Raw genomic sequence first — 25,190 nt, 5'->3', positions numbered from 1 at the left:
CGAGGGAGACTACAGCAGCCAAAAAAGCGGCCCGCCTAAGCGGGCCGCGAAAGTCAGCGCGCGCCAGTGCCGTAAATTTGACGCTCCTTGCGCACTTCCTCCGCGCCGTAAGGCTGGGCGGCGGGATCGAAGCTCTTCCAGCCGGCCTTCTGCCAGGCCGCGCTGCGGTCGCGCAGGTTGACGGCGGACTGATTCAGGATCGCTTCGTATCGCGCCCGATCCGTATCTGGCACGCGAGCCGAAACCAGCGTGCCCCCGCGCCGCACCCCTTCAGCATAAAGAGGTGCCTCCTCGTCGGAGATGCCGGCCTGCGTCAAGGCGCCGACGACCCCGCCAGTGGCGGCCCCGGCAGTCGCACCCAGAGCCGTCGACGCAAGCCATCCGGCTGCGACGACCGGACCGAGGCCGGGGATGGCCAGGAGACCAAGGCCCGCGAGCAAACCAGCAGCGGCTCCAAGACCCGCGCCAAGGCCCGCGCCCGTAGCCGCTCCTTCGGCACGATCGTCGACACCATCGCGATCCCGATCGACCTTCCTGTCAGTGCTGTACCAGCTGTCGGAATTGTTCGCGACGATACTCAGATCCGAATGCGGCACGCCGGCCGCCTCCAAACCGGTCACGGCCCGCTGCGCATCGGCATAATTGTCGTACAGACGTGAAATGGTAATGGTCATATCGAATCCTCCTCGGTTTTCGCTGCTGAGCGATCGGTCACTTGGCGGCGTTCACGTTGCCTTGGAAGTCGAGGCTGATATTGGACGAAGAGCCACCTTTGCTGGCCTTTGCGCGCCACACACCGTTGCCGTCCTTCTTGAGGGACTTGACGTCGGTGTAGCCTGCTTCCTCGATCCTTGATTTTGCCTGGCTTTCAGTAAAACTGTTCGCGCCCGACACCGGCTTGTTGGAGTTGTTCTGCCCTGAGCTGTTGACGGCCTTGTTGTTCGGTCGATCGGTCGCCGGTGGATTCTGCGAAAAAGACGGACCCGCCAGAAGCGAACTAGCCGTCAGCAGCAAAAGAAGATTTCTAGTCATATCGTCCTCCAGTGTTGGCCCTGCACAACATGCTCAGCCAGTGGAGGTTCCTATTTTTCCCGGTCAGACGATCTGGCGGGCACAACTTCTGCGTGCCGTACGGCAAAGGCGGCGCCTTAGGCGGCGAATGTTTGCGGAGCTGTTCCAGCCCACGGACACGCTGCCACCGATTTGCAGTGGAGAGAGCGGCTGGTGCTGTCTAGTCAGACGCGCGCGCTGGCTTCGCCGCCGAGGTCCCGGTAAAAACTCGGATGGTTGAATTCAAACTCGAAGCGAAGCAGAGCTGATCGCCGCGAGCCTCACCTCACAAGTTGATTAGGGTCGCGCGCCATCTGCTTGCGCTTGTCGTTGGGTTTCAAAAACGCGACTGAGATGTCGGTTCCGTTGACGCCGTCCAGTTGGCACTTTCGGCAAGCTAGACCTGTGGACGAAAGCAAAAAGAAAGAACTCCTTCAGATTGAGCCCTTCGAGCGTCTCGGCGATGAGCGTTGCACCGTGATCGGATATATCTTTGATCGCGCAAGATCGCCGCCAAGTACCGTCGATCGCCATCATCTGAGCAGGCAAAGGCCGTTCGAAGGCGACTTTTTGAGGCGGCTCTTTGTGCGGCATCATTTCCCCCTGACGACGCCTAGCAAGCAAAGCCTAACGGGGTTCTGACGCTGCCCGGTGCTCGGTCACGGTCTTCCCGCATCGGGTCCGGGTTCTGTCTTTGGAACAAGCCCGGTTGGTTGGCTCGATGAGGGACATGCACCTCCAACCAAAAAAGCTATGCAAGGATGTAGCGGACTGTGCGCTCATCCGTCTTACGACGACCGGTATGACTTCCACCTTGATTGGGACGAAATCGGCGGCCCCGTGATCGATGAGACGCCGCGGGCTCGCGGCTTCGGCAGCATTCTTACCGAGCGCCAGGCTGCAAGGTGACGGTGGGCACGATCATATCACTCAATAAGCTACGCCCACATATCCAAGTGCGATATCTTCTGACGAGTACATTACTAACTAGGCCGTGAACCCATAAATCTGCCGGGAACGCTTGGCCAAAGTCCGCTATGCACCGATAGCGACCAGATTCTGCCACGCAGCTAAATGACGCGATGGGCCATGTGTGGACGGCTCCGGGTTGGCAAGAAGAATCTTCACTTTGCGGCGTTGGTCGGAGCGGCCATGTGTTCGGCCTGTTTGCGCGGTTCACATCACCGCTGGCCATAATGCCCTCCGCGGATCAGGTCCCGGTCAAAAGCACGCATTCGAAGATGCTGTGGCCCAAGTGGGTTGTCCTGATCGCCGGATCGACCGGCGCTGCATTAAGTGCTGTTCGCCCTCCCAACCGTTACGTCACACCGGATGTCCGGTGTAGTCTCGTCACGCCGTGAGAGCGGCGGGTTCATGGTAAGGTTCGTTTCTGGCCATCATCGCCCATGCCATCCTGGCGAGCTTGTTGGCGAGCGCGATGGCAGCGACCTTGGTGGGTCGCCGGGCCAACAATCGAGTGAGCCAGGGCCGATGATCGGTGCCATGGATCTTGGCATAGCGGATCACGGCGAGCGCGCCAGCCGTGAACAGGCTGCGCAAATAGCGATCGCCTCGTTTGCTGATACTGCCAAGCTTGTCCTTGCCCCCACTCGAGTGCTGCTTCGGCACGAGCCCAACCCAGGCCGAGAAGTCTCGTCCCGATCGGAAGGCCTTGGGATCAGCAATACTGGCGACCAGAGCTGTTGCCAGCGCTGGCCCGACGCCGGGGATTGCGTCCAGCCGTTTGCTTGTCGCGCTTGATCGATGCCAGGCGATGATGCGTCGATCGAACTCCAGGATTTGAGCCTTCAATGCGCGCAATTGGCTGCCAAGAGCAGCAAGACAAGCGCGAGCCAGTTCCGGAAGCCTGCGGTCGGCTGTATCGGCGACGACTTCCAGCAGCTGCTCGACACCCCTGCGTCCGACAGGGGCGACAATCCCAAACTCGGCGAGATAGGCGCGGATCGAATTGATGACGGCAGTCTGCTGGCGGATGCAGAGATGGCGCGCCCGGTGAAGCATCAGACAGCTCTGTTGCTCGACCGTCTTGGTCGGCACGAACCGCATGTTGGGTCTCGCGACCGCCTTGCAAATCGCCTCCGCGTCCGTGGCATCGTTCTTTTGCCGCTTGACGTAGGGCTTCACATAGGCCGGAGGCATCAATCGTACCGTATGCCCGAGCGCCTGCAGTTCGCGGGACCAATGGTGCGACGACGCGTAAGCCTCGATCCCCACCAGGCATTGTGGCAGTTTTTGGAAAAATGCCAGGACCTGTCCGCGCTTCAACTGCCGGCGCAGGACCACTTGGCTGGCCGCATCAACGCCGTGCACTTGAAAGACCGACTTCGCGATATCCAGTCCAATCGTCGAAATTGACTGCATAGCTAGCTCCTCCGAATCGTGGGAGCATCAAACGGCGCCCACTCCTTGGCACTCTCGTGCCGCTGGAGGACCCGTCCACAGCATCAAAAACGGACGTCGTGTCAGATTGCAGCGTGAGATCGAGGCCGACAACTGAGGCCGGCCCTCCAATTCATCTTGCGAGCTAGCTTCCGAATTATTGCACGAAGGTCGTTCGCATACTCCTCAATGATCCGGCGCGCTTCCTCCGCCCGCGAGAGCTTAGCGGGCGGGACTTCCGGTCGCTTGGGCGGCACTCTTTCCATAGGGCAATGGACCGGCACAGCGCTGCTAGAAGATGCTCATAAGTAAACCGGCGAGCAACATGACGAGGCCAATGGCGGCGATGTCAAGACACATGCGCGCGCGGAACGCGCAGGATTCGACTTGATGGTCTTGAATCACTGCCGTCACTTTGGCGGCTGCGAGGGGGATTTCAGCCACTGGTTTACTTGAGAGCCTGTCTCGGCCTGCCGAGCCCTGCGGATGGCGGCCTCTCGTACAGGCTCATGAGGAAGCAGTCAGCTTCCTCGCGAAGTCGTCTGGCTTCTTCAGCAAGGCGGTCTTCAAGTGAAACTGTTTGCGTGAAACGACGCTGCATGGGCGCGCTCCTTTCCATGAGAGGAAGGCGGAGCGCTGTGATGGGCGATCTCATCACCAATGTTTGCCAAGGCCGGGCGGCGATAATGCCACTGTACTTGCGGCCGGAGCCAGCAAAACAACTTTTGTGGGAGACGCCGGAACTATATTTTTGCGTACAGCCCGAATTTTTTGGGAACCGCTCTAAAGCCGCTTTTGGCTAATTGCGAGAGCCCCCTACGGAAGCAGCCTCACGCCGCGTCCACTGGGAAAATTACGGGTGCTCGCGTTTGCCGCTTGAGGCGCCGGTAACCGACCAGCGCGCGCCACTCCATCACGATGATTATGCTGCCAACGACCGCTGTCCCGAACGCGAACATTATCAGGATCATTTCGAGCATCGAATCACCTCGCGTCGCGGCAAGGTTCCTAAGTACCAAAGTGGACAGTTCGTTCCACAACCCAAGTTAAGAGTGAGATGAAAGTCCGCCAGCGGAAACCGGCTGGCCTAGATCTCTCAACGGTTCGGTTGAGATCTTAGCCGTCCATTAAATGAGGATCTGGCAGTCTGTGCCTTGGGACGGAGCCGTGGGGGACATACGCGGCTTTGTGCTTGGGTGAGAGCCCGCCAGCTTGCCAGCCCCAGCGGCGCTCTCCCTCAGCGCACCGGAGGTGCATTAAGCAATTGCCACTTTTTCCTGTTCCATAGTGCGAATTGATTCGCTGTATGCACCCGCCCGCATTAAGGTTTTGTTTACCGGGGCTGGCTGCATATTTCACTTAGACCTTTTAACCCGGCATTTTTTGACACGGCGCGGGCCGCAGCGAGTTGATCGCTGCGGCCTTCGTCGTTACAGCTTCAGCCGCCAACGGTGCATCAGCCGCTGCCGGTCGCGCTTCTTGTGCTGTCTGCGCCGGCGCTTCACTGGCAGCCCATCGAGAGCGTTCCCCACAGCCTTGAGCATAAGTTCGCCTTCGCTCTTCGACAGGCGCGCCAGTTCGTCCCTGAGCTTGAGGGGAACCATCGAGCGACCATGTCACCATCTCAACGATCTCGGCCCCTGACTTGCCGGAACTTATTGGTCTCATTAAGCAGAGGGTGTTTTACCCGTTTCGAGTGCAGCAGCCTTCAGTTCCCCCCGTGAAGCTCCCTCCGCCGCTTTGGTTACAATCGTTTGAGCCATTTTCGTCTGTGTGGCTGGGCTGACCGAAAGCTCGCCCGCAGCTTCAGCCAACACTAATCGCATCATGATTTTTCTTTCCATCAGGCCTACTAACGGATGGATGTGACCGCCTGATCTCCAGACTTAGTCAAAACTGAGTCGCGCATTCACTGTTATCCGGTACAGCTCGTCTAGGGAATGTCACTACTGCTTCGGCTGGGCCCGATGCTATGCGGTCCACTCAAGGACTGCACGGAAGCAAGCTGCCCGACCCCTAAATTCTTGCGTTGGTGCGGCCGCCTCATATCATGCCGGCATGATGAAACTCTCCTTAATGCAGGACCAGGACAGGCTCTCGTGGCTGCCGTCGTCAGCGCCGAGGTGTTTGATCGCCTTTCGCTGGTATCCGATTTGATGGATCGACGGAACGATGCTGTACGTTGTTGCTGAGAACGAAGTAACGGCTGCTGAGGTCGAGGACAACTACTCGCTCCACATCGCCACTCTCACGACACACGTGGTGAAGAAGCCCGTCGACATTGTCGTGGTGATGCCAAAGGTCCTTCAGTGACGGACCTCAAGCATATATACCGCGACTATATTGATTGTCTGAATGAGCAGGCTTGGTCAAACCTTGGAACATTCGTCGCCGACGACGTCACCCACAACGGCAATGCCCTCGGCCTGGCTGGTTATCGAAAAATGCTCCAACAGGATTACGCAGCAATTCCCGATCTTCGCTTCAACGTGGAAATCGTGATTAGCGAGTATCCCTATCTGGCAAGTCGGTTGGACTTCGATTGCTCTCCGAAAGGCGTCTTTCTCGGCTTACCAGTGAATGGCAGGCGCGTTTCATTTCACGAGAACGTCTTCTACCAATTCGACAACAACAAGATCGTACGTGTTCGATCGATTATCGATAAGGCGGCCCTGGAAGCGCAACTCTAGGCAAACCGCGGTTCCGGGGCCACCTTTCAGCAAACCCGACCAACGCGACATCGTGCTGGTCAAAGGCCACGGCATCGAGGGCGACGCGCACGCCGGTTCACTGCGCTTTGAACCAGTTCTCCCTCACGGCGTTCTATTCAAGAGGAGCTCCTATGCCCTACGCGCTGTTTGAAGACGACCAGAAGCTCAGCAAGGAATTTCCCACCGAGGAAGAGGTTTGGGCTCACGCCGAAGAGGCCGGCCTTGTTGATGTTGTCGCTGGGAAGACGGTTCTGGAGGACGGGTACACCATTCAGCCGTGCCAGCCAGATAATCAGACCGGGATCCCTGTCCCGCCACCAGCGGTCTCCTGAGTTATCTGACGCCCGTCCGCTTGCGGACTTTGGACCCCACGCAGCCCGCCCCATGGGCGTCACAAGAGACGCGAGCTAAAAACACGGGGTGATGGAGAGACCGATATACTTGGTCGGGATGCTCATCGCGCACCCACGATGATGCGGCCTCCTTTTGCTCTTTTGTGTGCGGTTTTGGACGCAGGTGGCACGCCGCGTCAGATTGACGAAGACGGCCGACTGCATGGACGCCGGCGAGGACATGCCCTAGGGTTCATCGCATCCTTTGTTTCTCTGTCGCCCGCGGTTCGGTCGACCGACGACCTCAAGCTGCAAATGCCGATTTCCACCCGGTTCGTGATAAATTCGACGATAGCGTTGCTGGCCCTGGGCGCCATCGCGCTCATCGGCATCGTCGGCATGACCATTTGGCTCGCCGAACGCGCTAACGTTGCCAGCGAGCAGGCACTCCAGATCCGCAACGTGCGGACCGCAGCAGTTGAATTGCGGAGCGCCGTCCAGGCAGCAGAGTCGAGCCAGCGTGGTTTTCTCGTCGGCGGCAATGAGATCTATCTTGCGCCATACAACAGTGCCAAATCGCAGGCGCGGGCTCAGCTGGAACGCCTGCGTGCGGGTTGGACAGCGACCGATCAGCCTGAGACAGTGATTGGCAGAATTTCCTCCGTCCTGGTCGACAAGTTCGACGAGATGGACCGCACGATTGCACTCAAGCGCGAGGTGCATGATGCGGAAGCGCTGGCGCTCTTTGGAAGCAATCGCGGCAAGGCGTTGATGGACGAAATCAATCTCTTCCTCGCGAGCACCATCCGCGCGACCGACAACAGGTTGGCGACTTCAATCGCCGAACAACGCCAGAATGCCGTCTGGCTGCGTTGGGCAACGGTTTTGGGCGGCCTTGTCATCATTAGCGTCATCTCGGGAGCAACTTTCACGGTCTATCGATATGCGCGCGAAGTGATGCAGACGCGCGATACGCTGCAGCTGCTCAATGCGAGCCTGGAGAACCGAGTAGAAGCCCGCACGACCGAGCTCGTTCAGGCAAGGGACAAGGCCGAGGTCTTGCTAGCTGAAGTCAATCACCGGGTTGCCAACAGCCTCTCGCTGGTGGCTTCCCTGGTGCACATGCAAGCCCATGCGCTGGGCGACAGAGTTGCCAAGGAAGCTCTGCAGGAAACTGAAGCTCGCATCCTTGCGATCGCGTCGGTGCATCAGAGGCTCTACAGCTCGGGAGATACTCGCTTCGTCGACCTTGAGGAATATCTTTCTAGCCTGCTGAACAACGTCGAAACCGCGATGCGCAATGAAGGACACGGCGCATCCGTGCGCTATGACCTAGAGCCGGTGCGGCTTAAGACCGACACCAGCGTCAACTTGGGGGTTATCGTCACCGAGTGGGTCACGAATGCCTTCAAGTACGCCTACCCGCAGCAGCCTGGGGAAGTCCGGGTGAGGCTCAAACTGCTGCCGGACGGGCGGGCGGAGCTGACTGTCGAAGACGACGGAATCGGGCGGGACACCGACGCGCCGGCCAGGGGCACGGGCCTCGGCACGCGCATCGTCAACGCGATGGCACGCACTATCGGCGCCGAGGTCGAATATTATTCCCGCCATCCGGGCGCCGGTGCCCGGTTAGCGTTTCCTTCGCCCACAGAAGCACTCTGAGGTTTTACGATGGGGGTTCGGAGACGACGTCGCCGCTTTCAACCTCTCGAGACCGTTGCATCAGCTCTGCTCACGCTAAGCGCTCTCCTCACCGAGCCTATCCTTTCCGCAAACGCTAGTGATGCACGCGGTATCACGCAACCCATTGTGCTTCCGCCTTATGACGAACACGCACCCCCGTGCTCACCTCCGCCAAGGCTGGAGCGGGTGCTCGCGTTCGCGCGTGAGAACCAGCGAAAATTCATGCAAGGCGTCGCGCAGGGTCTTGCCGCGGCCGCCAGTGATCGCGGCCTCGCCTTCCGCGTGATGCAGGCCGACAACGATGCCGCCCGGATGATTGAGCAAGTCCGTGAGCTGCAGGCCGCGAAGGTGGGCGCGATCGTGGTAGCGCCTGTCGATCCTCCCTCTTTGGCACCCGTTTTGCGGGACGTCATGGCCGGGGGCACCTACGCAGGGGCGGTCGTGCCGCCGCCCGCCACCACAATCTTGAATGCGCCGCAGTACCTCACCGGCAAGGTGCTCGCGGACGAAGCGGCGAGCTACGTCCGCGACAAGCTCAAAGGCAGCGCGAAGGTCGTGCTGCTGACCCACGACAGTCTGCAGTTCGTGGCGCCGCGCTTCGCGGCGATGCGGGACGCCTTCAAGGACATGCCGGGTGTAACGATAGTCGCCGATATCTCGCCGACGACCGTGGATGAAGCCGGCGGCGCCGCAATGATGCGGACGATCCTGCTGGCCGAACCCGACGTCGATGTCGTGCTGGGAGCCGATACGGTGGTGCTGGGAGCGCTCGCCGCCCTCCGGGAAATGGGCAAGGCTCGGCCGGGCCAATTCCTCGGCGGCATCGACGGTGAGCCTGCGGCGGTCGCCGAGATCAAGGCAGGAGGGCCGTACAAGGCCAGCGTGAGTTTGGCTTCGCCGATTTTCAGTTACGCCATGGGCCAGCAGGCCGCCGATTGGCTGGAAGGAAAATCGATCCCCCAAGCCATGGACATCCTGCCCTATGCTCTCAAGGGCGCGAATATCGTCCAGTACGAGGCCGACACCGCCGATCCCGCCTCGGTCTACAAGGATCCTCGTCGGCGCGGACAATACCTGAAGATGTACGGTAACATCTGCTCCGATACCCGGACGAACTTCCTCGATTTTCCCTGGTCGTCGGAACGCTAGCGGGTCAATCGGACCGTCTGAGTAGCCACATGACTTCCAGGTTACGGCCGGCCTCGCGCTCAAGCCGGCGACTCGACTGCACCCGGTTGAGATAGCCGTAGATGTATAGCTTCAGAAGAGCCGAGGGGTGGTAGGCAGGCCGGCCTGTCGCTGCAGGCTCGACGCCTTCGAAGCCGAGAGCGGCCAGATCGAGCGAGTCGACAAAGCAATCAATCACACGAACGGAATTGCTCTCCTCGACCCACTCATCGAGGCATTCCGGCAACAGCGTCGATTGTCCGCGATCGGCACCCTCAACGAAGCGCTTCATGAATTGCCCCCGCAAATCACCAAGCGAATCATGGCAGACAGCCCGTTTTCACGCAGCCAGGGTCATTCGCGACCGGGTCGAGCCAGTAGCATGTTCGGCCAAGTCCGCTATGCCGCCGAAAGCGGAAGTACATTCAGACCATTAGCGGAACGGCCACGAGGCGTCGTCGGTTGATGGTTCTGCCTTAGACGTGGTTCAAGCTTCCAAACCGGAGCCTCGAATTATGCGCTACGAACTCAGCGATTACGAATGGACCACCATCAAACCAATGCTGCCGAACAAGCCGCGCGGCGATCGGCGCGTAAATGACCGTCGCGTGCTCAATGGCATCTTCTGGGTCCTACGTTCAGGTGCGCCATGGCGCGATCTGCCGGAGAACTAAGGTTCCCATACCACTTGTTACAATCGCTTCGTTCGGTGGCGGCAAACTGGCGTCTGGGATCGGATCATGGATGCACTGGCCGCCGGTCGTGACGCGGCGGTGCAAATGATCGATACCTCGGTCGTCCGCGTACACCAGCACGGAGCCGGCATCGCCGACGACAATCATCAAGATATGGGTCGCTCACGCGGGGGCTGACGAGCAAGATTCACGCGGTGGTGGACACCAATGGCTTGCCGGTCCATCTCGCGCTCACGCCCGGTGAGGCGCACGACAATCGGCTGTGTTCGGTTCTCCTCAGCGCGTTACTACGTCTTACCTCTGGACATTCGTGGAACAGGAACTGGTACTAGCCTCCTACGGGAGGCTTTTTCTTTCAGGCAGCTTCCGCAATCCCGATGTCCATGCCAAGCGCCTGCATGCGCTCTGTGGTGACGAGCAGACGCTCCAGTACAGCGGCCTGATCGAGCCAGAACGCATCGCTCTCACCCTCCATCTGTGCCCTTTGGCGACAGATCCCGAGCAACGCGCGGTAGTGTTGTATCGAATCCATACGGTGGTCCTCCTGCAAATAGAGAATAGCAATCGCCGTGCCACACAATTAGTGAACCAGTTAACAAATCCCGTCAGAAATTAACGAGTGTGGTCGTCAGGGGTAGCACCCTTAATCCGAGGTACAATTGAGAGCGGACTTCAACCTGTACATTTTCATTGGAGACCGCTCATGACGCTCTGTCTTCACTCCGGCGTTGCGTTTCAGTTCTTGTGGCTGTCGCGAACTGCTTCATTGCCGCAGCTTCTTCAGCTATCGCGGCATCAATTTCTTTAGCGGTTGGTTAAGCGATTTATTCTTAGTCTTGCGACCCTTCAAAACTTTGTTGCAGACGTGGATGCATCGCTGACAAGCATCAATCGCATCTCCAATTGATTGAAGGCCCGCGGTCGCTTCCTTCTTGTTACCCGTGAAGTCGGCGAATAAATCTGCAAACTCTTCGTCGTTCATAATTCTTCGCTGAGCCGCACCAATCACTCAGTCGGCTGGCGCGACGCAACGCCTGAGATTAGATACCTGATAATGTGAGAACGAACACGCCCAGTGCGCCAACACACAGCGCAAATAGAAGGCCGAAGTGTTTCAAATCTTCTGCTGCTGGATCGTAGTCCCGCGGCTCTAGGATGCTTCCCGCTTCAAATAATTTCATAGCGAGATAATTGTCGTTCGCCGGACGTGGCAACTCCTCGTCGGGGCGATCATCGACCACGCTAAATGTACCACGTTTACCGATATCGCGCATTCGCGCTATCCAAACCTGAAGCCGGTATCGCGCTTGCGCATGGTACGATTGGCTTATGGCACACAAAGAAACGCCCAAGCCCTTCATGGTGCGCCTTTACAAAGAGCAGCGCGCTAACGTTAAAAAACTTGCGAAAATGGCGAAGGTTCCTGCAGCCGAAACTATTCGACGGGCGATAGACAAGTTCCAGGGATGATCTGCCTGAACTGCGACAGCTCGGACCTTATAAAGCTAACTCGCAACACGCTCACTGGCGAGCCGCCTACGGGCTGCCGGTTATGTCGATCGGCTTCGATAGCACTGCGGATAGCAGAAGCACTGGTTGCGCTGGCCTCAATGCAGTGATCGTTGCCAATCCGGATCTCTTGCTCGATGCGTTTTCGCAGGGTCGAAGGCCCGCAGCATAAACTCGATGGTAGGCGGCCGACTGAGGCAGCCTTACTCTCTGCTCGCTTTCTTCCTGTCTAACATAGCCAACTCAACTTGATCGGCGAGAACCGTTAGCTGGCTGGCACCACGAAGAACGCCGCAACGAAAACCATCCCTAGGCTAATGCGCGACAATTCACCAGCATTACTATCACCTGTTTTGCGAGATAACGCGGAACCGCAAAAATGGTTCGGCTTGCGCACGGCGCCGTTCAACCAATAGAAGCGACGCCAGAGTTGCAGGCGGTAGAATTAGTCTGAGCAGGCTTCTATCTTTCAATCGCCTCTGACTTCACGTTCACCGTGACTTCCATTCCGGCTTCGCCGTCAGCATCGCCCCAATAGCTCCCAGAAAGCGGAATAGCCTGATCCGGGGTTCGAGCAACACCAACCCGGATCAACTCGCGATTTCCCATTATCCCGTTGGTCGGATCGAACTCGACCCAGCCTGAACCAGGGACGTAAATCGAACACCATGCATGTGTCGAGCCACCACCAAGCCTTACTGGTCCGTCACGATCGAGAACATAGATATAGCCAGTGATAAAGCGGGCAGCAAAACCGAGGGAGCGCGCTGCTTCCATCATGAGCAGAGCGAAATCACGACATGTCCCCTGCTGAAGGGTGAGCGTTTCGGAGGGTGTTTGTGTTCCACGCGATGTCCTGCTTCGATATGAGAAGCCTTCGGCAATTGCTTCATTGAGCGTCATCAAGAGTTGGCCGGTCGGTTGACTTTGGCCAGGCGCGATGAATCTGGATAGCCAATCGTCGACCATTCTGTCGCCGGGAAATTGCCTGCGAATGTAGGACTCCAAATCCGGCAACTCGGCGCGATCGTAAGCGAAGGGATGCTGTCTAGCGTAATCCTCAATCCTAAATTCTGGAGCATTTTCCGGCGTGTGCTCAAGACGAATTGTTGTTTCGAACTCCAGAGTGTCGGATGTCGTATTAAAATCGACAAAAGTGACGCAGTTGCCGAACACGTCATGAATCCAGCGGATTTCAACCGGCTCTGGCTTTACCAAAAGGCGACAGTCGATCAGACGCTGGTCGAAGCTGTCTCGCGGACGAAAGAGCATTTGGTGTTGACCGAGCTTCACGGGCCGGCGGTAGCGATAAACTGTGTTGTGGTGGACAGTGTAAATGGTCATTGAGCGCTCTGGACTAAAACGAACATTGGGCTACCAAGGTAGAATGTGCACCCTGCCTTTCATTTCAGCAGTTTTGTTCACGGCCCCGCGGAACAATCAGCCATCAATCGAACTTTCTCTGCCGCAGTCAATGATACCTGGCAGGGAGACGGCTTTGAGGATTCGGGCAGGTTATGATATCGCGTTTAATTCCCTCCAGGACGTCCCGATGGTGCTTATGCTCACCGTCCATCCGTCCCGACAAGCCGATCTCCTGACTGACCACGCCATCCGCGTCTCGCCGAACGTCTTGGCGAGAGATTACCAAGATATATTCGGCAATGTCTGCACCCGTCTGGTCGCCCGAGCGGGGCTGATCGCAGTTCGCACTGAGTTTATCATCAAGGATAGCGGACTTCCCGATGCCGTCGTGCCGCAAGCTGTTCAGGTGCCACTCTCACAGTTACCCAATGAAGTCCTGATGTATCTGTTGGGGAGCCGCTATTGCGATACGCAGAAGCTGACCGACTTCGCTTGGTCGACGTTCGGGCACGTCAACGGCGGCTGGCAGCGGGTACAAGCGATATGCGACTACGTGCACGACCGCATTCAGTTTGGCTATCAATTCGCTCGAAGCGACCGCACTGCTTCTGAAGGCCACCAAGAACGCATCGGAGTATGTCGAGATTTCGCCCATTTGGCGATTGCACTGTCCCGCTGCATGAACATTCCGGCGCGGTATTGCACGGGCTATCTGGGCGATATTGGTGTTCCGGCCGACCCGGCGCCGATGGATTTCAGTGCCTGGTTTGAGGCCTACATCGGCGGTGAGTGGTACACTTTCGATGCCCGGCACAACCATCCGCGCATTGGCCGAATTGTGATCGCTCGCGGCAGAGATGCAGCCGACGTTGCTATCTCAACATCGTTCGGGCCGACTCAACTGACTCGTTTCGCCGTCATTACGGAAGAAGTGTTACCGAGTGATACGTTTCCGCTACAGCCGAATATCGATTCGAAGCAGCGACAGTACGCGGTTCATGCATCGCTCTAGTTTAGGATCCCAACCGTCTTTTTATGGATTTCGGAAAGACTTGTAGTGAACTTTCGATCGTCGGTGGCTAGATTCTTCAAGTGCGCTTTCTAACCATCGCGGCGACTTCCTCGTCGCGATGGTTCTAACCATCGCGGCGACTTCCTCGTCGCGATGCTTCTCGATAATCTCAGGCTCATTTTCGTCCAGACGCGTTAGCTCAGATCTCGCCCGATGATCCACGCGAATGAGCTCGTCTAGTTTAGCGTGGAGCGCAAGCAAATCGCGGCGGTTAGCGCGCTGGATAAACAAGTCATGACCCAGACGCACAGGGTCGCTACTGCATTGAAATCGAATGTTCTGGGATCCCAGACGTCCTAAGCCAATGCATATAGAATAACGATCGCAAAAGCGGCGGGATGTCCAGCAGCCTGCCCAATCCTCGTGGTCCAATGGGATTTGGGAAATTTTTGATCGCCGTAAACCATTGCCGCCACCTCTCTCCCCCGAAAAAAGCCCGCACGAGCGGCAAGTTGGGCAATGACAATGAAGTTTGCAACAACCGCCGAGTCCCAATAACACCGTAGGAACTCACGAGGGACGAATCGGTTAGCGCGGTAACAAGGAACTGCGGGATGGCCAAAGACCCGAAAGCAGAGCTTGGCGCAGTGGCGATCGAACGCGCCATGGCAGTCTCTGAACAGATGAAGGACCTGAGTTTTTGCGACCAAGCGCAGGCTCGCCAAGCCGTCACGGAGTTTACTTTTGCTCATATCGCCGGTGGTGAGCGAGACGAGCAACCGCTGGTCGTTTCCGCACTAACCCACCTGAAGCAACTAGAGCGGGCCGTCGGGTCTGCGCAATGAAGATCAGATAACACTCGGAAAGTCATATCGTCGAACTCGAGGACGGTTCGCGTTGGCGCATCTTTCCGGGAGATTTGGACATCACACTGCTATGGAAGCCAGAGACAGATCTGACAATCGTGTCTTTAGCCGAAGAACTCGTGTCTCACGCGCTGGTAAGTGACATCGGCCCGGTGTTGGTCATCTCGGCTGATCGTCAATGGGCCGAGCAGACGTAATGGACAAGCTTGCGGATGGGTGACCTCGCCCCGCCCACGACGCCGCAACCGGTCTGGCACCGACGACCCAGGAGCCACTGCCCGTCCATAGGAACGGACATAACAGCTAGTCGTCGCACTGAGCTGCCCGATCCTTGACCTCCGCCTTCGCAGCTTCAATCACATGATCTAGTGCTTCTTCGATGCCCGCAATGTGGTTGCGGGCACCTATAGTGGCGAGGATCAGTTCGGCTAACTTGAGCTGCAAATCAAAGTGTCCCGATTTCAAGTGGCTTGGATAAGGACCGCCCCTTGGCGGAAACCAGGATTCCGCGGGATGGCGCCGAGCTAAGGTAGTGGACTAGCCCTAGGTGGACTTCTAGTTTCTCACTTAGACGCGCGGAAGTTCCTCAAACGGAACAGTTTTTTTGGCTACCGGATTCACAAATGCAAATGCAGTATGACTTCGCATCAAGACATGTTTCCGCCCTGGTTGGCTGGAGGGAGCAATGGACAAGGGGACATCGTTAGAGAAACGATACTTCATCCGCATGGGACGAACGGGCTGGATGATTTACGATCGCGAGCGTAGAGGCCCTGCGCTGCTTGGTACCGGGTGGGCAGCCAGTCTGACGAAAGATCAAGCCGAGCGCTTACACCAGATCCTGATATCGCCTGGTCCATCTAGGCCCCTTAGAGCTGGCCCCTCGTCCTGAGGAAGTGAACTTGTAACGTGGGCGCACGACTGAGGCGTGTGATAGCCTCAACCCATGGATGAAGAGCTAAGCCGCCTGTCAGAGCGAGCCGATGCCGCCATTTCCGAAAGCGTCCGACTGCTCCGCCAGAACACGGTTCTCGCCAGGCATTGCGAGGTCTAGCTGCGCCACTTGCACTGGCAGTCTGACGAGATGGCTGTCACCGCTGCGCGGAAACCTCCGCGTCTCCCTTCAAGGGAGCAAACAGCCGGCGCTGGCGTGTTTTAACCCTAGTGGTCCAAGTTGCCAGCCCATTTACCGAGAATGACTGGCTATGGTCAGACGAACCAACTGAGCAAGATAGCTAAGTGTGCCTCCGGCCTTAAGGCGCCACTTATTCGGTATCGATGATGAGGCCGCTTCGAAAGCACGAAGGTCCGCTTGTAAGCTCGGCTCCCGAATTAACCACTAACTCCGATCCAATTTCGGGAAACTGACTTCGTAACGTGCGATCGCAATCGCTGCGATCGTTCGATTGGAAGTTAAATCCTCATTCGGAGCATCTCGCCATGATCGAACGTCGTGCAATGAAGCGCATACCGATCAACCGGGCGGCGCGGCTGTCATTTAGTGAAATTAGTGGGGCACATCCCTGCATGGTGCGCGATATCAGCGCGCTGGGGGCCCGCATCTCCACGCCGTACTACATATTTGCCAGCGAATTTGTGCTGTCGTTCGACGGCCATTCCGGAATCTTCATCTGCCGCGTCGCGTGGAGGAAGGAGACGCTTTGCGGCGTATGCTTCCTCCTGCGTCGCCGCTCGCCGAAATTGGCGAACGATTCCAGCAACCACACAAACGTGGTGCGACTTGATCACCAGATCGTGTGCTGCCGAGGGCGTCCTTAGCTTGGAAGCGTCAGCATAACTCCTTGTGTGGGCCGACTAGCACCGGCCACCTCGGGTATTGGCCCTTACCGGACTTGTCGAGCCCCATCTCCGACGTGGATCGAGGTCGTCGAGGCGACCGGTCCTCGGAGAACTGATCGGCGAACCCGCACGTCCTATGCGCCCGACAGACCAGCCGAACAACGCGAGATCGATGACCGCTTCGGTCGCGACCTGCATTTCCTCGGGGATTGGCACACCCATCTCGAAAGGACTCCGCGCCCCTCTTGTCCCGACATCTCCAGCCTGGACGACACGGTGCGCAGATCAGTTCACGCCATGCTGGCCTTCGTTCTCGTCGTCGTGGGGCAGGCACCGGCGCCCGATGGACGCCACGTCTCCCTATTTCGCGGCGACGGCGTTTCCATCTGCTGAAGCCGGGTGCCGGCCGTTGATTCCGTGCAGACGATGGGCGGAAATCGCAAGAGCACACTCGATCCCGACCGTTGCGCGAGCGCAGTTACGAATGGAGATGAAATGAGGATGGATGAAGATGTAGCCGACGACAAACCGACCTGGGTCTTAATCGAAGGCCCTGGGCCTGGCGACGCCGAGTTTCTGGGCCGCTGGTTGCTCGCAGCTGCTGTTGCTGATCGAGCGCTTGACGAACAGTTCAAAAAGAACACGAGTCTGAGGCAACGGGTCGCCAGCCTTGAGTTCCTCTACGTAGTGTCCTTTTCACCCGCAGCGACTCGATCTCTTGAACTTCTGATGAAGAACCTCAGCTGCTTCTCGTTGGATCTGCGGGACGAATGGGGGGACATGTTCGTCGTACTGGCAAAGATTGGATTCTTTCGTCAAACCGGAAATCGATATCAAATGACGATCCCGGAAGACATTGCAGGTGCAACAATAGAACAGGCGCTTCTAACACTCGCGGTTACTGAAGACGAGGAACACTGCCTTCATCCGGAATACCTAGTCACTTGCCTGAGTAAGCGCGAGTTAGAAATCTGGCAAGCGAGACTTGAGCGCCTCCCTTGGATGCAACGTGTCGCGGACCGGACTTTTTGCTGAGCCAGAGCGACCTATCGGCGGTTGACTTACTCTCGATAGCGACCGCTTACCATGAGGGCACAGCTCACTGAGACATGGAATGTTTTGTCGTGAGCCGCAACTATCAACTCGTCAAAGCGCCTCTCTGGCTCTTTTCTGGCGCTCATGTCGGTACTCATCATGCGGCGGCGGCAACAAGCCGACGCCGTCACAGGGCCCATCATCTTCTAGCCGCCATCGAACGGGGGGCGCCGCCGCGCTTTGGCGCGCGGCGATCGATATCCGGAGCGTGAAGCCGGACGGTTTCGTCGCTCGTATAAAGTTCTTCTTCCTCTTTAATAGCGGCGACGAAATTGTCCGGCTGAGTTTCGCTGGACTTTTTGCGGCGGTTAAACCAACTGCTTCGGCTAATACCCTCCGCCTTCCACGGTTCGGTCGCCGACAACGATTCCGACTGAGGACGGGCACCGGCGGCCCTACACTTCTCCCTCTTCTGTTCCTTTCTCGCTGCTGCTTGCGCAGGTTTGCTTCGGCCAAGCTAAGGTCAATCGGCCAGAATGACCACGCTTTGCACGCCTCCCGTTCGGCGTCGACGAGACCGATGGTGCGTCCCAAAGTCTCCTTACGGTGGACCGGCGGCGTTTGCACCGCGAAGTACACGAGTTGACTCCGCTCAGCCTCGCTCCACAACGGCGCCCAGCGCAGCGCTTCCTTAACAAGGGTCAATTTCTTGATCCGCGGAATGGTCGCCAGTACGCGCAACAACGCGAGCAGGTGTTGGCGCCCGGTCTCTGTATCCGGTAAGCGCCCACCGCGGTGCGCGAACACCCGGCGAAGATGCGCAATCTGCTTACCGCGAGTCATGGCACGTTCCTGCGGTCATTCGCTGTGTTTGCACACGAATGCAATCGACGCATGGTCAGACGGATCGAGCTTGATGCATTGATCGGACAGGTTTATAACCGGGTCGCGCCCGTGTGCGCGGGTGTCAAAAGCCGCATCTACCCAACGCAAAATTGCTACGATCGCATTTTGAGAGTTAGAGCGAAATTGTCCCGTGCATGGTTTTGACCGAATGCGTCAGCGTACGGCACAAAGAACCCGATGCCAATGTCCCCTTTGTCTCCAATGCGCTTCTGTCAGGCACACTTCGTTGACGCCGGCGAGACCTTGCACGCGGGCGGCGATATTCACGTCCTGCCCGAAGTAGTCGATCCGGTCGTTGAACCTCACGGCAATGGCCCTGCCTCTGTGAACACCGACTTTAAGGCCGAGCGGCCGTGAAGCGGTTTGGTTGAACCGCGACAGTTCTTCGATCATCTCGATGGAGGCAGTAATGGAGTCGCCCGGTGTCAGTGACATTGTCAAAGGACGCCCGGCGTCGCGCGACTACGAGAACTTGAGGGGCATCGGCCAGAAGATGGAGATTCATCGGATTGAAATCTCTCCGGCGCAGACGCGAACGACCGCGGCCGCGGAGCGGAGACCTATCTGCTCCCATACCGGCATACCAGCGGACTGATTGTCGCTTCGGGTTAAGGCGCCAATTTTAGGCCGCTGCGGGCATTTCCGGTCTACCCCGGGTTCGCGCGCTCACAGCTATGTTGGCAATTGCCATCGATGCCCGGCATCTTTGCGGACTGCCCGGCCCAGGTCGTTAGCAATGCGCCGAACGGCCGCGAGGTCGCCATGGCGCGCCGGGGCATGCCGTGCTCGTCGAAGGTGTTGGCGGGCACCACCGAATGGAACTTTCTGCTCGACGCTCGGGAACCCAAAAGTTGGCTAGGTTATTATGAAAAGCAGGCCGCCCCTTGGCGCGATCGCCAAGGGAGACGCGTCGGACGTGAGGGCATTTTAGCCGTGGCAGATTTCCTGGCCGGACTTGATGTCTCGGTTTTTCGGGCCTTGAACGGTCTGTGCGGCCCTAGTCCGACCCTCGACCGGATCGCCGTCCATGTCGAAATCATCAAGGGTTCCCTCTTCTTGGGAATCATCGGATTTCTCTGGTATCAACCGGGCAAGGAGATGCAGCGACGTCGCGAAACGCTGCTCACCATGATCCTGACTGTAGCCCTGTCGCTGATCGTCAGCCGCATCATCTCCATGCTGCTGCCGTTCCGCGCGCGCCCGATGTACAGCATCGGAGCCAGCGCCCCCTCCCTCGAGTGGCACCCCGACCTTGAGCACTGGAGCAGTTTTCCCAGCGACAACGCAACTTACCTTTTTGCGATCGCTGCAGGCTTGTGGCTGGTATCGAGATGGTGGGGATTGTTATTCGGCGCGTTGGCCTGCTCGGTTGCCCTCGCGAGAGTCTATCTTGGCATTCATTATCCAAGCGATGTCCTGGCGGGCGCCTTGATTGGTGTCGCGATTAGCGTGGCGGTCAATCGCGAAGCCATCAGAAGACGGATCGCGGCCCCTATCCTCGCATTCGAGCCGCGGTACCCGCCCTATTTTTACGGTTTGCTCTTTCTGGCGTTAGGCGAAGTATCCGGCGGGTTCCAGACCGCACGGCGCATCGCCCTGGCGATCGTCCACTTCTTTACCAGCTACAGCCGATAGCAAGCCGCGGGGAATTCAGACGCCGGGCCGAACGGATCGCGCGCCTTTGGTCGCCAGCTGGGTCCGCCCTTCGGAACCTGTGGAACGTGGATGCGTTAGCGCGGGTACCGCACCCATGAGGCGTTGGTTCTTGATGTTAGAAGCCGGTCATTCGAAGTTCGTCACCACTTCGGAGGAGTTTCCGGCGGCTATTCCGCCCCGGGAAGTCATTGCTTCCGCGTTGGCACTTGTCCGGCGAAATCGTGGGACGATTCTGGCCTGCCTCGCGATAACGTCCGTGGCGTCAATCGTCTATTTGCTGACCGCGACGCCGCGTTTTACGGCTAAGGCGGCGCTGTACATCGATGCTCCGAAGGTTCGTGTCATGGAGCCGGAGCGTCCGATCGAAGGCACGATCGATTCAACGACAATCGAGAGCCAGGTGGAGATTCTGCAATCCGACGCAATCGCCGCGGCCGTAGTGACGAAGCAGGGATTGGCAGAAGATGCAGGTTTCCTCGCAGAGGGTCGGAGTGTCGTTGGAAGCGTCCTGGGTTTTCTGAATGAAGCCTTGAGTTCGCCGACCACCAGATCAGCTCTCAGCCCGATCCAAAGGGCGATGCGGGTCGTACAAAGCAACCTGAGCGTAGCACGAAGCGGCGTTTCTGCCGTCATCAGGGTTGATTACGGCGACTCGGATCCGGAGCGGGCCGCCCGGATCGCGAACGCCGTGGCCGAGGCATACGTGGACAGCCGCATCGACGCGAGGCGCAAGATCGCAGAGAGGGCCAGCGCCTGGTTACGAACTAATCTCAAGGAGCTTCAGCAGAAGGCGGCGGCGGCAGAGAGCGAACTACAGGAATTCCGGGCCAAAAACGACATTAGCGCACAGGCGAAGTTCAGCGACCTTCAAGCCACTGCAAACACCTACCGGAAGCTCTACGACAGTTCGCTTCAGCGGTATGCTGAGACGGTGCAGCAGGAATCGTTGCAACTGGCTGACGCGGACGTTGTTAGCGCGGCGCTGCCTCCGCCGGTCAAGAGCCATCCCAAGCCCTCTCTGGTGCTGCCCATCGGCCTATTCGCTGGGCTCTGCCTCGGGCTCGGATTTGCGCTCTGGAGGGAGCTGTCCGATCAGACCTTCCGAACGACTGAGCAGGTTCGCGATAATCTGAAGATGGATTGTCTCGCGGTTCCCGAGACAATCGCGACATCCTATTCGCAGCGTCGCTCCGCTCTATCCAGCTTCTTTGGACGGGGGAGTCCGCAGAACATCCGAAGTATCGGGATATTCGCGCACGTGCTGTTGAGCCCGGTATCGCAATTCGCCGAATCCCTCCGCGCCCTCAAGGTGAATTGCGATTGCCAGATGACCCAAGGTAAATCCAAGATCCTCGGGGTTACATCCGCACTCGAGAAAGAGGGAAAGTCGACGATCGCGTCGAATTTCGCTTTGCTTCTCTCGCGTGCGGGAAGGACGACCCTGCTGGTGGACGCGGACTTTCACACGAGCGCATTGTCCCGCGTGCTGGCGCCCGACGCCACCGAGGGATTCTGCGAGGCCGTGCTCGGACGCGCTCAGCCGGACGAGGTAATCCGTCGGTATTCCAACTGCGGCCTGCACTTTCTGCCGGGCGTGCCCCAGCCGCAGCCCTTCGAGGCAAGTGAATTTCTCGGATCGGAAGCCAGTCGAGCGTTCCTGGAGAAGCTGCGGCAGCAGTACGATTACATTGTTGTGGACCTGCCACCTCTCGCGCCGGTCGTTGACGTGCGGGCCGGCAGCGCCATCCTGGACGGCCTCATCCTGGTCGTTCAGTGGGGTAAAACGCCGATCCCGACCGTGCAGCGCACTCTGGAATCGTCGCAATCTATGCAATGCAAGCTGCTGGGCGTGGTCCTCAACAACGTTGATCTTCGCACAATGCGAAGGTATGGCTACCGCCAGCAAGAAAGCGAGTTCTACGGATCTCGCGCTTCAATGGCCTGATGCCCAAGCCTCGTTGGCTTACTTTGTTGGCTTACTTTCGCCGTTCCGTTCCGGTGGTGTGCTCTCTTGTGCCGGCGTGCTGTCCAGGCGGAGTTTGACATCGACCACGTCCCCCGGCATGAGTTCCGTCTGGTCGTTCGCGACTATCGTCGCCGTGGTGTCGTTGTTTTTTCGGAACACTTTGACGTCCGGCTCTCCACCTGGGCCGCGGGTAAGCTGGGATCTCGCCATTCCAGCGTACAACAACTTCTCACTGACGGACTGAAGTCGAGCCCGAACATTGTTGAGCCGCACTGTCGCATCCTGCATACTTTGCAGCAGTTCTTTCCTCCTTTTGTCGTCAATGGCTTCCAGGGATCTGGCGAATTCGGAGCGTTTGCGCTCGACGTCCTGGAGCAGCGCGGTTGTCTGAAGTACGCGGGTCGCCGATTCGAGCGTCAGCCGTCGCGTTTCCGACACACGCGTTGTAGGCAAGATGCCCTTACGGAAGTTTGAGATGACCTCCTTGTAGTCGGCGGCGTCGGCGTCCGCATCCTGCTGTTCCGACTGCCGTTGCTGATCAAGCACCGTAATCCGCCGATCTTCCTGAGCGATGGCTTCGGACAGATATCTTTTCTCCTTGGCCAAATCCGCAGCGTCGACACTAAAGTGTTGCGCTTCCAAGTCGATGATCTTCGACGTGACCGAGGTTGGAAGCGGCACGTCACCCAAGCTTGGCGCCTGGAACGCGCTTCTTCCGTCCAACTCAGCCTGGAACCGCGCGATTTCAGCGCTGATCTTCGCGAACTCGGTCCACAGGTCATAATAGTCGCTGCGGAAATCCGCGGAGTCCAGGAACGGGTCTCGAGAGCGGAAGCGCATCGTGTCGAAACCGCCCGCGAGGGCAATAGCCTGACGCACGGTCATTCCCGGCCGGTAGGTCTCTGCACCCGGTTTTGCCACATCGCCATTGAGATAGACCGGCCGATACTCCACCACCTCGACGATCACTTCCTCCGGAGAAATCGTGACCACATCGTTGTCATGGGTGGCGAGCGAGCGTCCACGCGAATCCGTCTCGCGCGCGCGAAAGGCTTTCATTGAAAGCAGCGACTTTATCTGTTTGCCCAACCCAGTGACGGTCAGTCCAGCTGCTTGGATGCTTCCAAGCAGAGGTAACGAGGTGCGACCATCCACATCGATGGTGGCGCGATGGCGCAGGTCCGGCACACCAACCACCCCAACCTCCACAACGTCTCCGGGTGCCAATATGTACTCCGCGTGCGCGCGAGCCGGAACAAGCAGGAAAAAGATAAGTAACAGGAGGGGGTTAGCTCCAAGCAATGCACCCCAACTACCTGAAGCTGGCATGCTGGCTTATCCTTTGTGATTGTGAATGCTCAGCATCACAACAACGCTGCCGACTTCGAGTTCCCGGGAACGCTGACAGCATTCCAACCCTGGTCATTGTCGTATCCGCGCGCCTCTGCGCTGGGATCGCCGTATGGGTCGACCAATAGTCGAACGCTACATCATTGCTACGGTTTTCGGCTTCTGCTGTTCCCGCGCAAGGTGATCACATCTCGGAACCATTTTTATACTTCTCTTGTTTGTTGTTGAAGATCGTCTCTGGGCCCAGACATTGGCGACGAACCAGCGACTTCGGCTCGCGCGGGTGCTCACTGGGAAGGCGGACCGGCAGTACTACAGGCGTGTGAGGGGGGGATCGATCGATGGGCGACGGAACCGACCGGCCGTACTGGATGTCGCAATCCGCGAGGCTGCAAGACCCTTCTCTGGCGAAGCTCCAACGGGAGGATCGCGCTTACGCAGCGGAGACGCAAAATCCTGCGGAGCCCACCGGAAATGCCACGGCAACCACTCTGGTCCCGCCCTTGATCTCCGATGCGGCGGCACCTGAGCGGTGGCCAATCGAGGCGGGCATTGATTCAAAGATGGCGCCCGCTATCACCGTGGCCTTTATCGGACCGATTGCGGGCGAGGGTGAACCGGCCAGAGGCGGCTTTGAATCGGCCAATCGACGCACCATCACGTTACTCAGACAGCACGGCGTCGAGGTGCTGGAACTACCCTACCCCGTGGCGCGCGGTCCGACGTGGATCAAAACACTGCTTTATCTCCAAGGTTTCGTGCGGATAGCCTTATCTCTCGTGAGGCGCGCCGGTTCATTTCAACTGGTCCACATCACTCCGCTCCGACGCCAATTCATTCTCCCCGAGATGCTCCTCTGCCGACTGACGCAGATGCTGAAGAAGCGACTGTTACTCGACCTGCGAGCTGGAGACCTTGTGAGCTCCTATCAGGAGAGAGGCGCGTTCCATCGAAACTGCCTGGCGATCATGATTTCGACGGCGGATGTCGTTGGCTCCGAGGGGAATTGTTATGTGCGCTTTCTCGTTGAAACACTGAAGGCATCACGCGTCGTCTATCTCCCGAACTTCACGACCATTCCACGCAAGCGCGACGAGATTCGGTTCGATGACCTCGACCACCGGATAAACATCGTGATGCTGGGGCGCGTTGCCCCTGAAAAGGGAGCCGGCCTTGGTATTGAGATTGTGCGGCTTCTCCGCAACGCCAATGTTCCGGCCAGACTAACGATCATCGGCACCGGCGCCCCTACCTACATCGACTTTCTCATGGAACATGGAAAGGATCTTCCGGTCCTATTTGCCGGGAGCCTGAACCCGCTTGAGATCGAGGCTCGCCTTTCGAAGGAGCACATCTTTCTTTTTCCCACACGTCATTTTGGAGAAGGTCACTCGAATGCACTGACCGAAGCGATGGCCGCCGGATTGGTTCCTGTCTGCAGCGATCATGGGTTCAACGAGGACGTTGTCGGAGACTGCGGATTCATTTTGTCCACTGACTCGACAGCCGATAACTACGCTTCCGTCCTCCTCGCAGCCATCCGTTCTCCGGGTCTATTAAAGAGCCTCTCGTTTCGCGCTCGATCACGTGCAGAATGTCTGTTTTCAGATGCCCACGTCATTCCCGTCCTCTTGGACGAATACAACAACTTGGCGCGATCAATGCCGCGCGGACGCGGGAACTGATA

At 58.1% G+C, this 25,190-nt stretch carries 25 protein-coding genes and 3 pseudogenes; 15 read left to right on the top strand and 13 right to left on the bottom strand.

All coding sequences use genetic code 11. The features are described 5' to 3' along the window. Nucleotides 1-53: 53 nt before the first annotated feature. The 5 genes and pseudogenes from ACPPVR_RS16710 to ACPPVR_RS16690 form a co-directional block, all read right to left on the bottom strand. Complete coding sequence (locus tag ACPPVR_RS16710; RefSeq protein WP_426615284.1) at nt 54-674, bottom strand: general stress protein; 621 nt, start codon at nt 672-674, stop codon at nt 54-56. Between the two features lie 37 nt (nt 675-711). Next, on the bottom strand, nt 712-1,032 hold the full coding sequence (locus tag ACPPVR_RS16705) for a hypothetical protein (RefSeq protein ID WP_426615283.1): 321 nt from the start codon (nt 1,030-1,032) through the stop codon (nt 712-714). Nucleotides 1,033-1,331: 299 nt separating this feature from the next. Continuing rightward, nucleotides 1,332-1,644 (bottom strand): annotated as a pseudogene (locus ACPPVR_RS16700) (PilZ domain-containing protein). A gap of 756 nt (nt 1,645-2,400) precedes the next feature. Continuing rightward, nucleotides 2,401-3,432 carry an IS110 family transposase gene (locus ACPPVR_RS16695; RefSeq protein ID WP_426615282.1) on the bottom strand — a complete coding sequence of 344 codons (1,032 nt, stop codon included), beginning with the start codon at nt 3,430-3,432 and terminating at the stop codon, nt 2,401-2,403. A 1,448-nt stretch (nt 3,433-4,880) separates the two neighbouring features. Then, nucleotides 4,881-5,054, bottom strand: coding sequence for a hypothetical protein (locus ACPPVR_RS16690; protein WP_426613754.1), 174 nt, complete (start codon nt 5,052-5,054; stop codon nt 4,881-4,883). Nucleotides 5,055-5,622: 568 nt separating this feature from the next. Between ACPPVR_RS16690 and ACPPVR_RS16685 the strand changes: the two genes are divergently transcribed. From ACPPVR_RS16685 to ACPPVR_RS16665, 5 genes are all read left to right on the top strand, one after another. Beyond that, the gene (locus ACPPVR_RS16685; protein WP_426613753.1) at nt 5,623-5,763 is read left to right on the top strand and encodes a hypothetical protein; all 141 of its coding nucleotides are present in this window, start codon (nt 5,623-5,625) and stop codon (nt 5,761-5,763) included. Then, nucleotides 5,760-6,140, top strand: a complete 381-nt coding sequence (locus tag ACPPVR_RS16680) for an ester cyclase (RefSeq protein ID WP_426613752.1) — start codon at nt 5,760-5,762, stop codon at nt 6,138-6,140. Before ACPPVR_RS16685 ends, ACPPVR_RS16680 begins: the two co-directional genes overlap by 4 nt. A 152-nt stretch (nt 6,141-6,292) precedes the next feature. Further along, nucleotides 6,293-6,493 carry a hypothetical protein gene (locus tag ACPPVR_RS16675; RefSeq protein ID WP_426615281.1) on the top strand — a complete coding sequence of 67 codons (201 nt, stop codon included), beginning with the start codon at nt 6,293-6,295 and terminating at the stop codon, nt 6,491-6,493. Between the two features lie 315 nt (nt 6,494-6,808). After that, nucleotides 6,809-8,155, top strand: a complete 1,347-nt coding sequence (locus ACPPVR_RS16670) for a sensor histidine kinase (protein WP_426615280.1) — start codon at nt 6,809-6,811, stop codon at nt 8,153-8,155. Between the two features lie 207 nt (nt 8,156-8,362). Then, nucleotides 8,363-9,325: a sugar ABC transporter substrate-binding protein gene (locus ACPPVR_RS16665; protein ID WP_426615279.1), complete on the top strand. Its 963-nt coding sequence runs from the start codon at nt 8,363-8,365 to the stop codon at nt 9,323-9,325. A 13-nt stretch (nt 9,326-9,338) separates the two neighbouring features. On the opposite strand, the pseudogene ACPPVR_RS16660 reads toward ACPPVR_RS16665, so the two are convergent. Continuing rightward, a pseudogene (locus ACPPVR_RS16660) lies at nt 9,339-9,635 on the bottom strand (transposase); the annotation flags it as partial. A gap of 223 nt (nt 9,636-9,858) precedes the next feature. Between ACPPVR_RS16660 and ACPPVR_RS16655 the strand changes: the two are divergent. Further along, nucleotides 9,859-10,325, top strand: a pseudogene (locus tag ACPPVR_RS16655) (IS5 family transposase); the annotation flags it as partial. A 68-nt stretch (nt 10,326-10,393) separates the two neighbouring features. Here the strand turns inward: ACPPVR_RS16655 and ACPPVR_RS16650 are convergent. Both ACPPVR_RS16650 and ACPPVR_RS16645 read right to left on the bottom strand, forming a co-directional pair. Beyond that, nucleotides 10,394-10,570 carry a hypothetical protein gene (locus ACPPVR_RS16650; protein WP_426615278.1) on the bottom strand — a complete coding sequence of 59 codons (177 nt, stop codon included), beginning with the start codon at nt 10,568-10,570 and terminating at the stop codon, nt 10,394-10,396. A gap of 508 nt (nt 10,571-11,078) precedes the next feature. Continuing rightward, nucleotides 11,079-11,312 (bottom strand): hypothetical protein, encoded by a 234-nt coding sequence (locus ACPPVR_RS16645; RefSeq protein WP_426615277.1) that lies wholly within the window; start codon nt 11,310-11,312, stop codon nt 11,079-11,081. Nucleotides 11,313-11,367: 55 nt separating this feature from the next. Between ACPPVR_RS16645 and ACPPVR_RS16640 the strand changes: the two genes are divergently transcribed. After that, nucleotides 11,368-11,508, top strand: coding sequence for a hypothetical protein (locus tag ACPPVR_RS16640; RefSeq protein WP_426615276.1), 141 nt, complete (start codon nt 11,368-11,370; stop codon nt 11,506-11,508). A 501-nt stretch (nt 11,509-12,009) separates the two neighbouring features. On the opposite strand, the gene ACPPVR_RS16635 is transcribed toward ACPPVR_RS16640, so the two are convergent. Further along, on the bottom strand, nt 12,010-12,891 hold the full coding sequence (locus ACPPVR_RS16635; protein WP_426615275.1) for a transglutaminase family protein: 882 nt from the start codon (nt 12,889-12,891) through the stop codon (nt 12,010-12,012). 154 nt (nt 12,892-13,045) lie between these two features. Here ACPPVR_RS16635 and ACPPVR_RS16630 point away from each other — a divergent pair, with 154 nt between their 5' ends. Both ACPPVR_RS16630 and ACPPVR_RS16625 read left to right on the top strand, forming a co-directional pair. Further along, entirely contained in the window at nt 13,046-13,924 is an 879-nt protein-coding gene (locus ACPPVR_RS16630; RefSeq protein WP_426615274.1) for a transglutaminase-like domain-containing protein, read from the top strand. A 614-nt stretch (nt 13,925-14,538) separates the two neighbouring features. Further along, entirely contained in the window at nt 14,539-14,769 is a 231-nt protein-coding gene (locus ACPPVR_RS16625; RefSeq protein WP_426615273.1) for a hypothetical protein, read from the top strand. Between the two features lie 324 nt (nt 14,770-15,093). On the opposite strand, the gene ACPPVR_RS16620 is transcribed toward ACPPVR_RS16625, so the two are convergent. Then, nucleotides 15,094-15,234, bottom strand: a complete 141-nt coding sequence (locus ACPPVR_RS16620) for a hypothetical protein (protein ID WP_426615272.1) — start codon at nt 15,232-15,234, stop codon at nt 15,094-15,096. A gap of 996 nt (nt 15,235-16,230) precedes the next feature. Here ACPPVR_RS16620 and ACPPVR_RS16615 point away from each other — a divergent pair. The 3 genes from ACPPVR_RS16615 (at nt 16,231) to ACPPVR_RS16605 (ending at nt 17,625) form a co-directional block, all read left to right on the top strand. Then, nucleotides 16,231-16,569 (top strand): PilZ domain-containing protein, encoded by a 339-nt coding sequence (locus tag ACPPVR_RS16615; RefSeq protein WP_426615271.1) that lies wholly within the window; start codon nt 16,231-16,233, stop codon nt 16,567-16,569. Nucleotides 16,570-16,596: 27 nt separating this feature from the next. Further along, on the top strand, nt 16,597-16,983 hold the full coding sequence (locus ACPPVR_RS16610) for a Mov34/MPN/PAD-1 family protein (RefSeq protein ID WP_426615270.1): 387 nt from the start codon (nt 16,597-16,599) through the stop codon (nt 16,981-16,983). 108 nt (nt 16,984-17,091) lie between these two features. Then, entirely contained in the window at nt 17,092-17,625 is a 534-nt protein-coding gene (locus tag ACPPVR_RS16605; protein WP_426615269.1) for a hypothetical protein, read from the top strand. Between the two features lie 111 nt (nt 17,626-17,736). Here the strand turns inward: ACPPVR_RS16605 and ACPPVR_RS16600 are convergent, their stop codons facing one another. Together ACPPVR_RS16600 and ACPPVR_RS16595 are read right to left on the bottom strand one after the other, a co-directional pair. Next, nucleotides 17,737-18,468 carry a hypothetical protein gene (locus ACPPVR_RS16600; protein WP_426615268.1) on the bottom strand — a complete coding sequence of 244 codons (732 nt, stop codon included), beginning with the start codon at nt 18,466-18,468 and terminating at the stop codon, nt 17,737-17,739. A gap of 216 nt (nt 18,469-18,684) precedes the next feature. Further along, nucleotides 18,685-18,966 (bottom strand): adenylate/guanylate cyclase domain-containing protein, encoded by a 282-nt coding sequence (locus ACPPVR_RS16595; protein ID WP_426615267.1) that lies wholly within the window; start codon nt 18,964-18,966, stop codon nt 18,685-18,687. 258 nt (nt 18,967-19,224) lie between these two features. Here ACPPVR_RS16595 and ACPPVR_RS16590 point away from each other — a divergent pair, with 258 nt between their 5' ends. Next, nucleotides 19,225-20,166, top strand: a complete 942-nt coding sequence (locus ACPPVR_RS16590) for a phosphatase PAP2 family protein (protein WP_426615266.1) — start codon at nt 19,225-19,227, stop codon at nt 20,164-20,166. Nucleotides 20,167-20,299: 133 nt separating this feature from the next. Further along, nucleotides 20,300-22,132, top strand: coding sequence for a P-loop NTPase (locus ACPPVR_RS16585; RefSeq protein WP_426616124.1), 1,833 nt, complete (start codon nt 20,300-20,302; stop codon nt 22,130-22,132). Between the two features lie 18 nt (nt 22,133-22,150). On the opposite strand, the gene ACPPVR_RS16580 is transcribed toward ACPPVR_RS16585, so the two are convergent. Continuing rightward, the gene (locus tag ACPPVR_RS16580) at nt 22,151-23,482 is read right to left on the bottom strand and encodes a polysaccharide biosynthesis/export family protein (RefSeq protein ID WP_426615265.1); all 1,332 of its coding nucleotides are present in this window, start codon (nt 23,480-23,482) and stop codon (nt 22,151-22,153) included. Between the two features lie 362 nt (nt 23,483-23,844). On the opposite strand from ACPPVR_RS16580, the gene ACPPVR_RS16575 reads away from it, so the two are divergent. Next, nucleotides 23,845-25,188, top strand: a complete 1,344-nt coding sequence (locus ACPPVR_RS16575; RefSeq protein ID WP_426615264.1) for a glycosyltransferase family 4 protein — start codon at nt 23,845-23,847, stop codon at nt 25,186-25,188. The last annotated feature ends 2 nt before the right edge of the window (nt 25,189-25,190 follow it).

It is taken from the genome of Bradyrhizobium sp. McL0616 (genome assembly GCF_049993385.1).
Taxonomy (GTDB): domain Bacteria; phylum Pseudomonadota; class Alphaproteobacteria; order Rhizobiales; family Xanthobacteraceae; genus Bradyrhizobium.
This window is presented reverse-complemented; position numbering and strand designations above follow the sequence as displayed.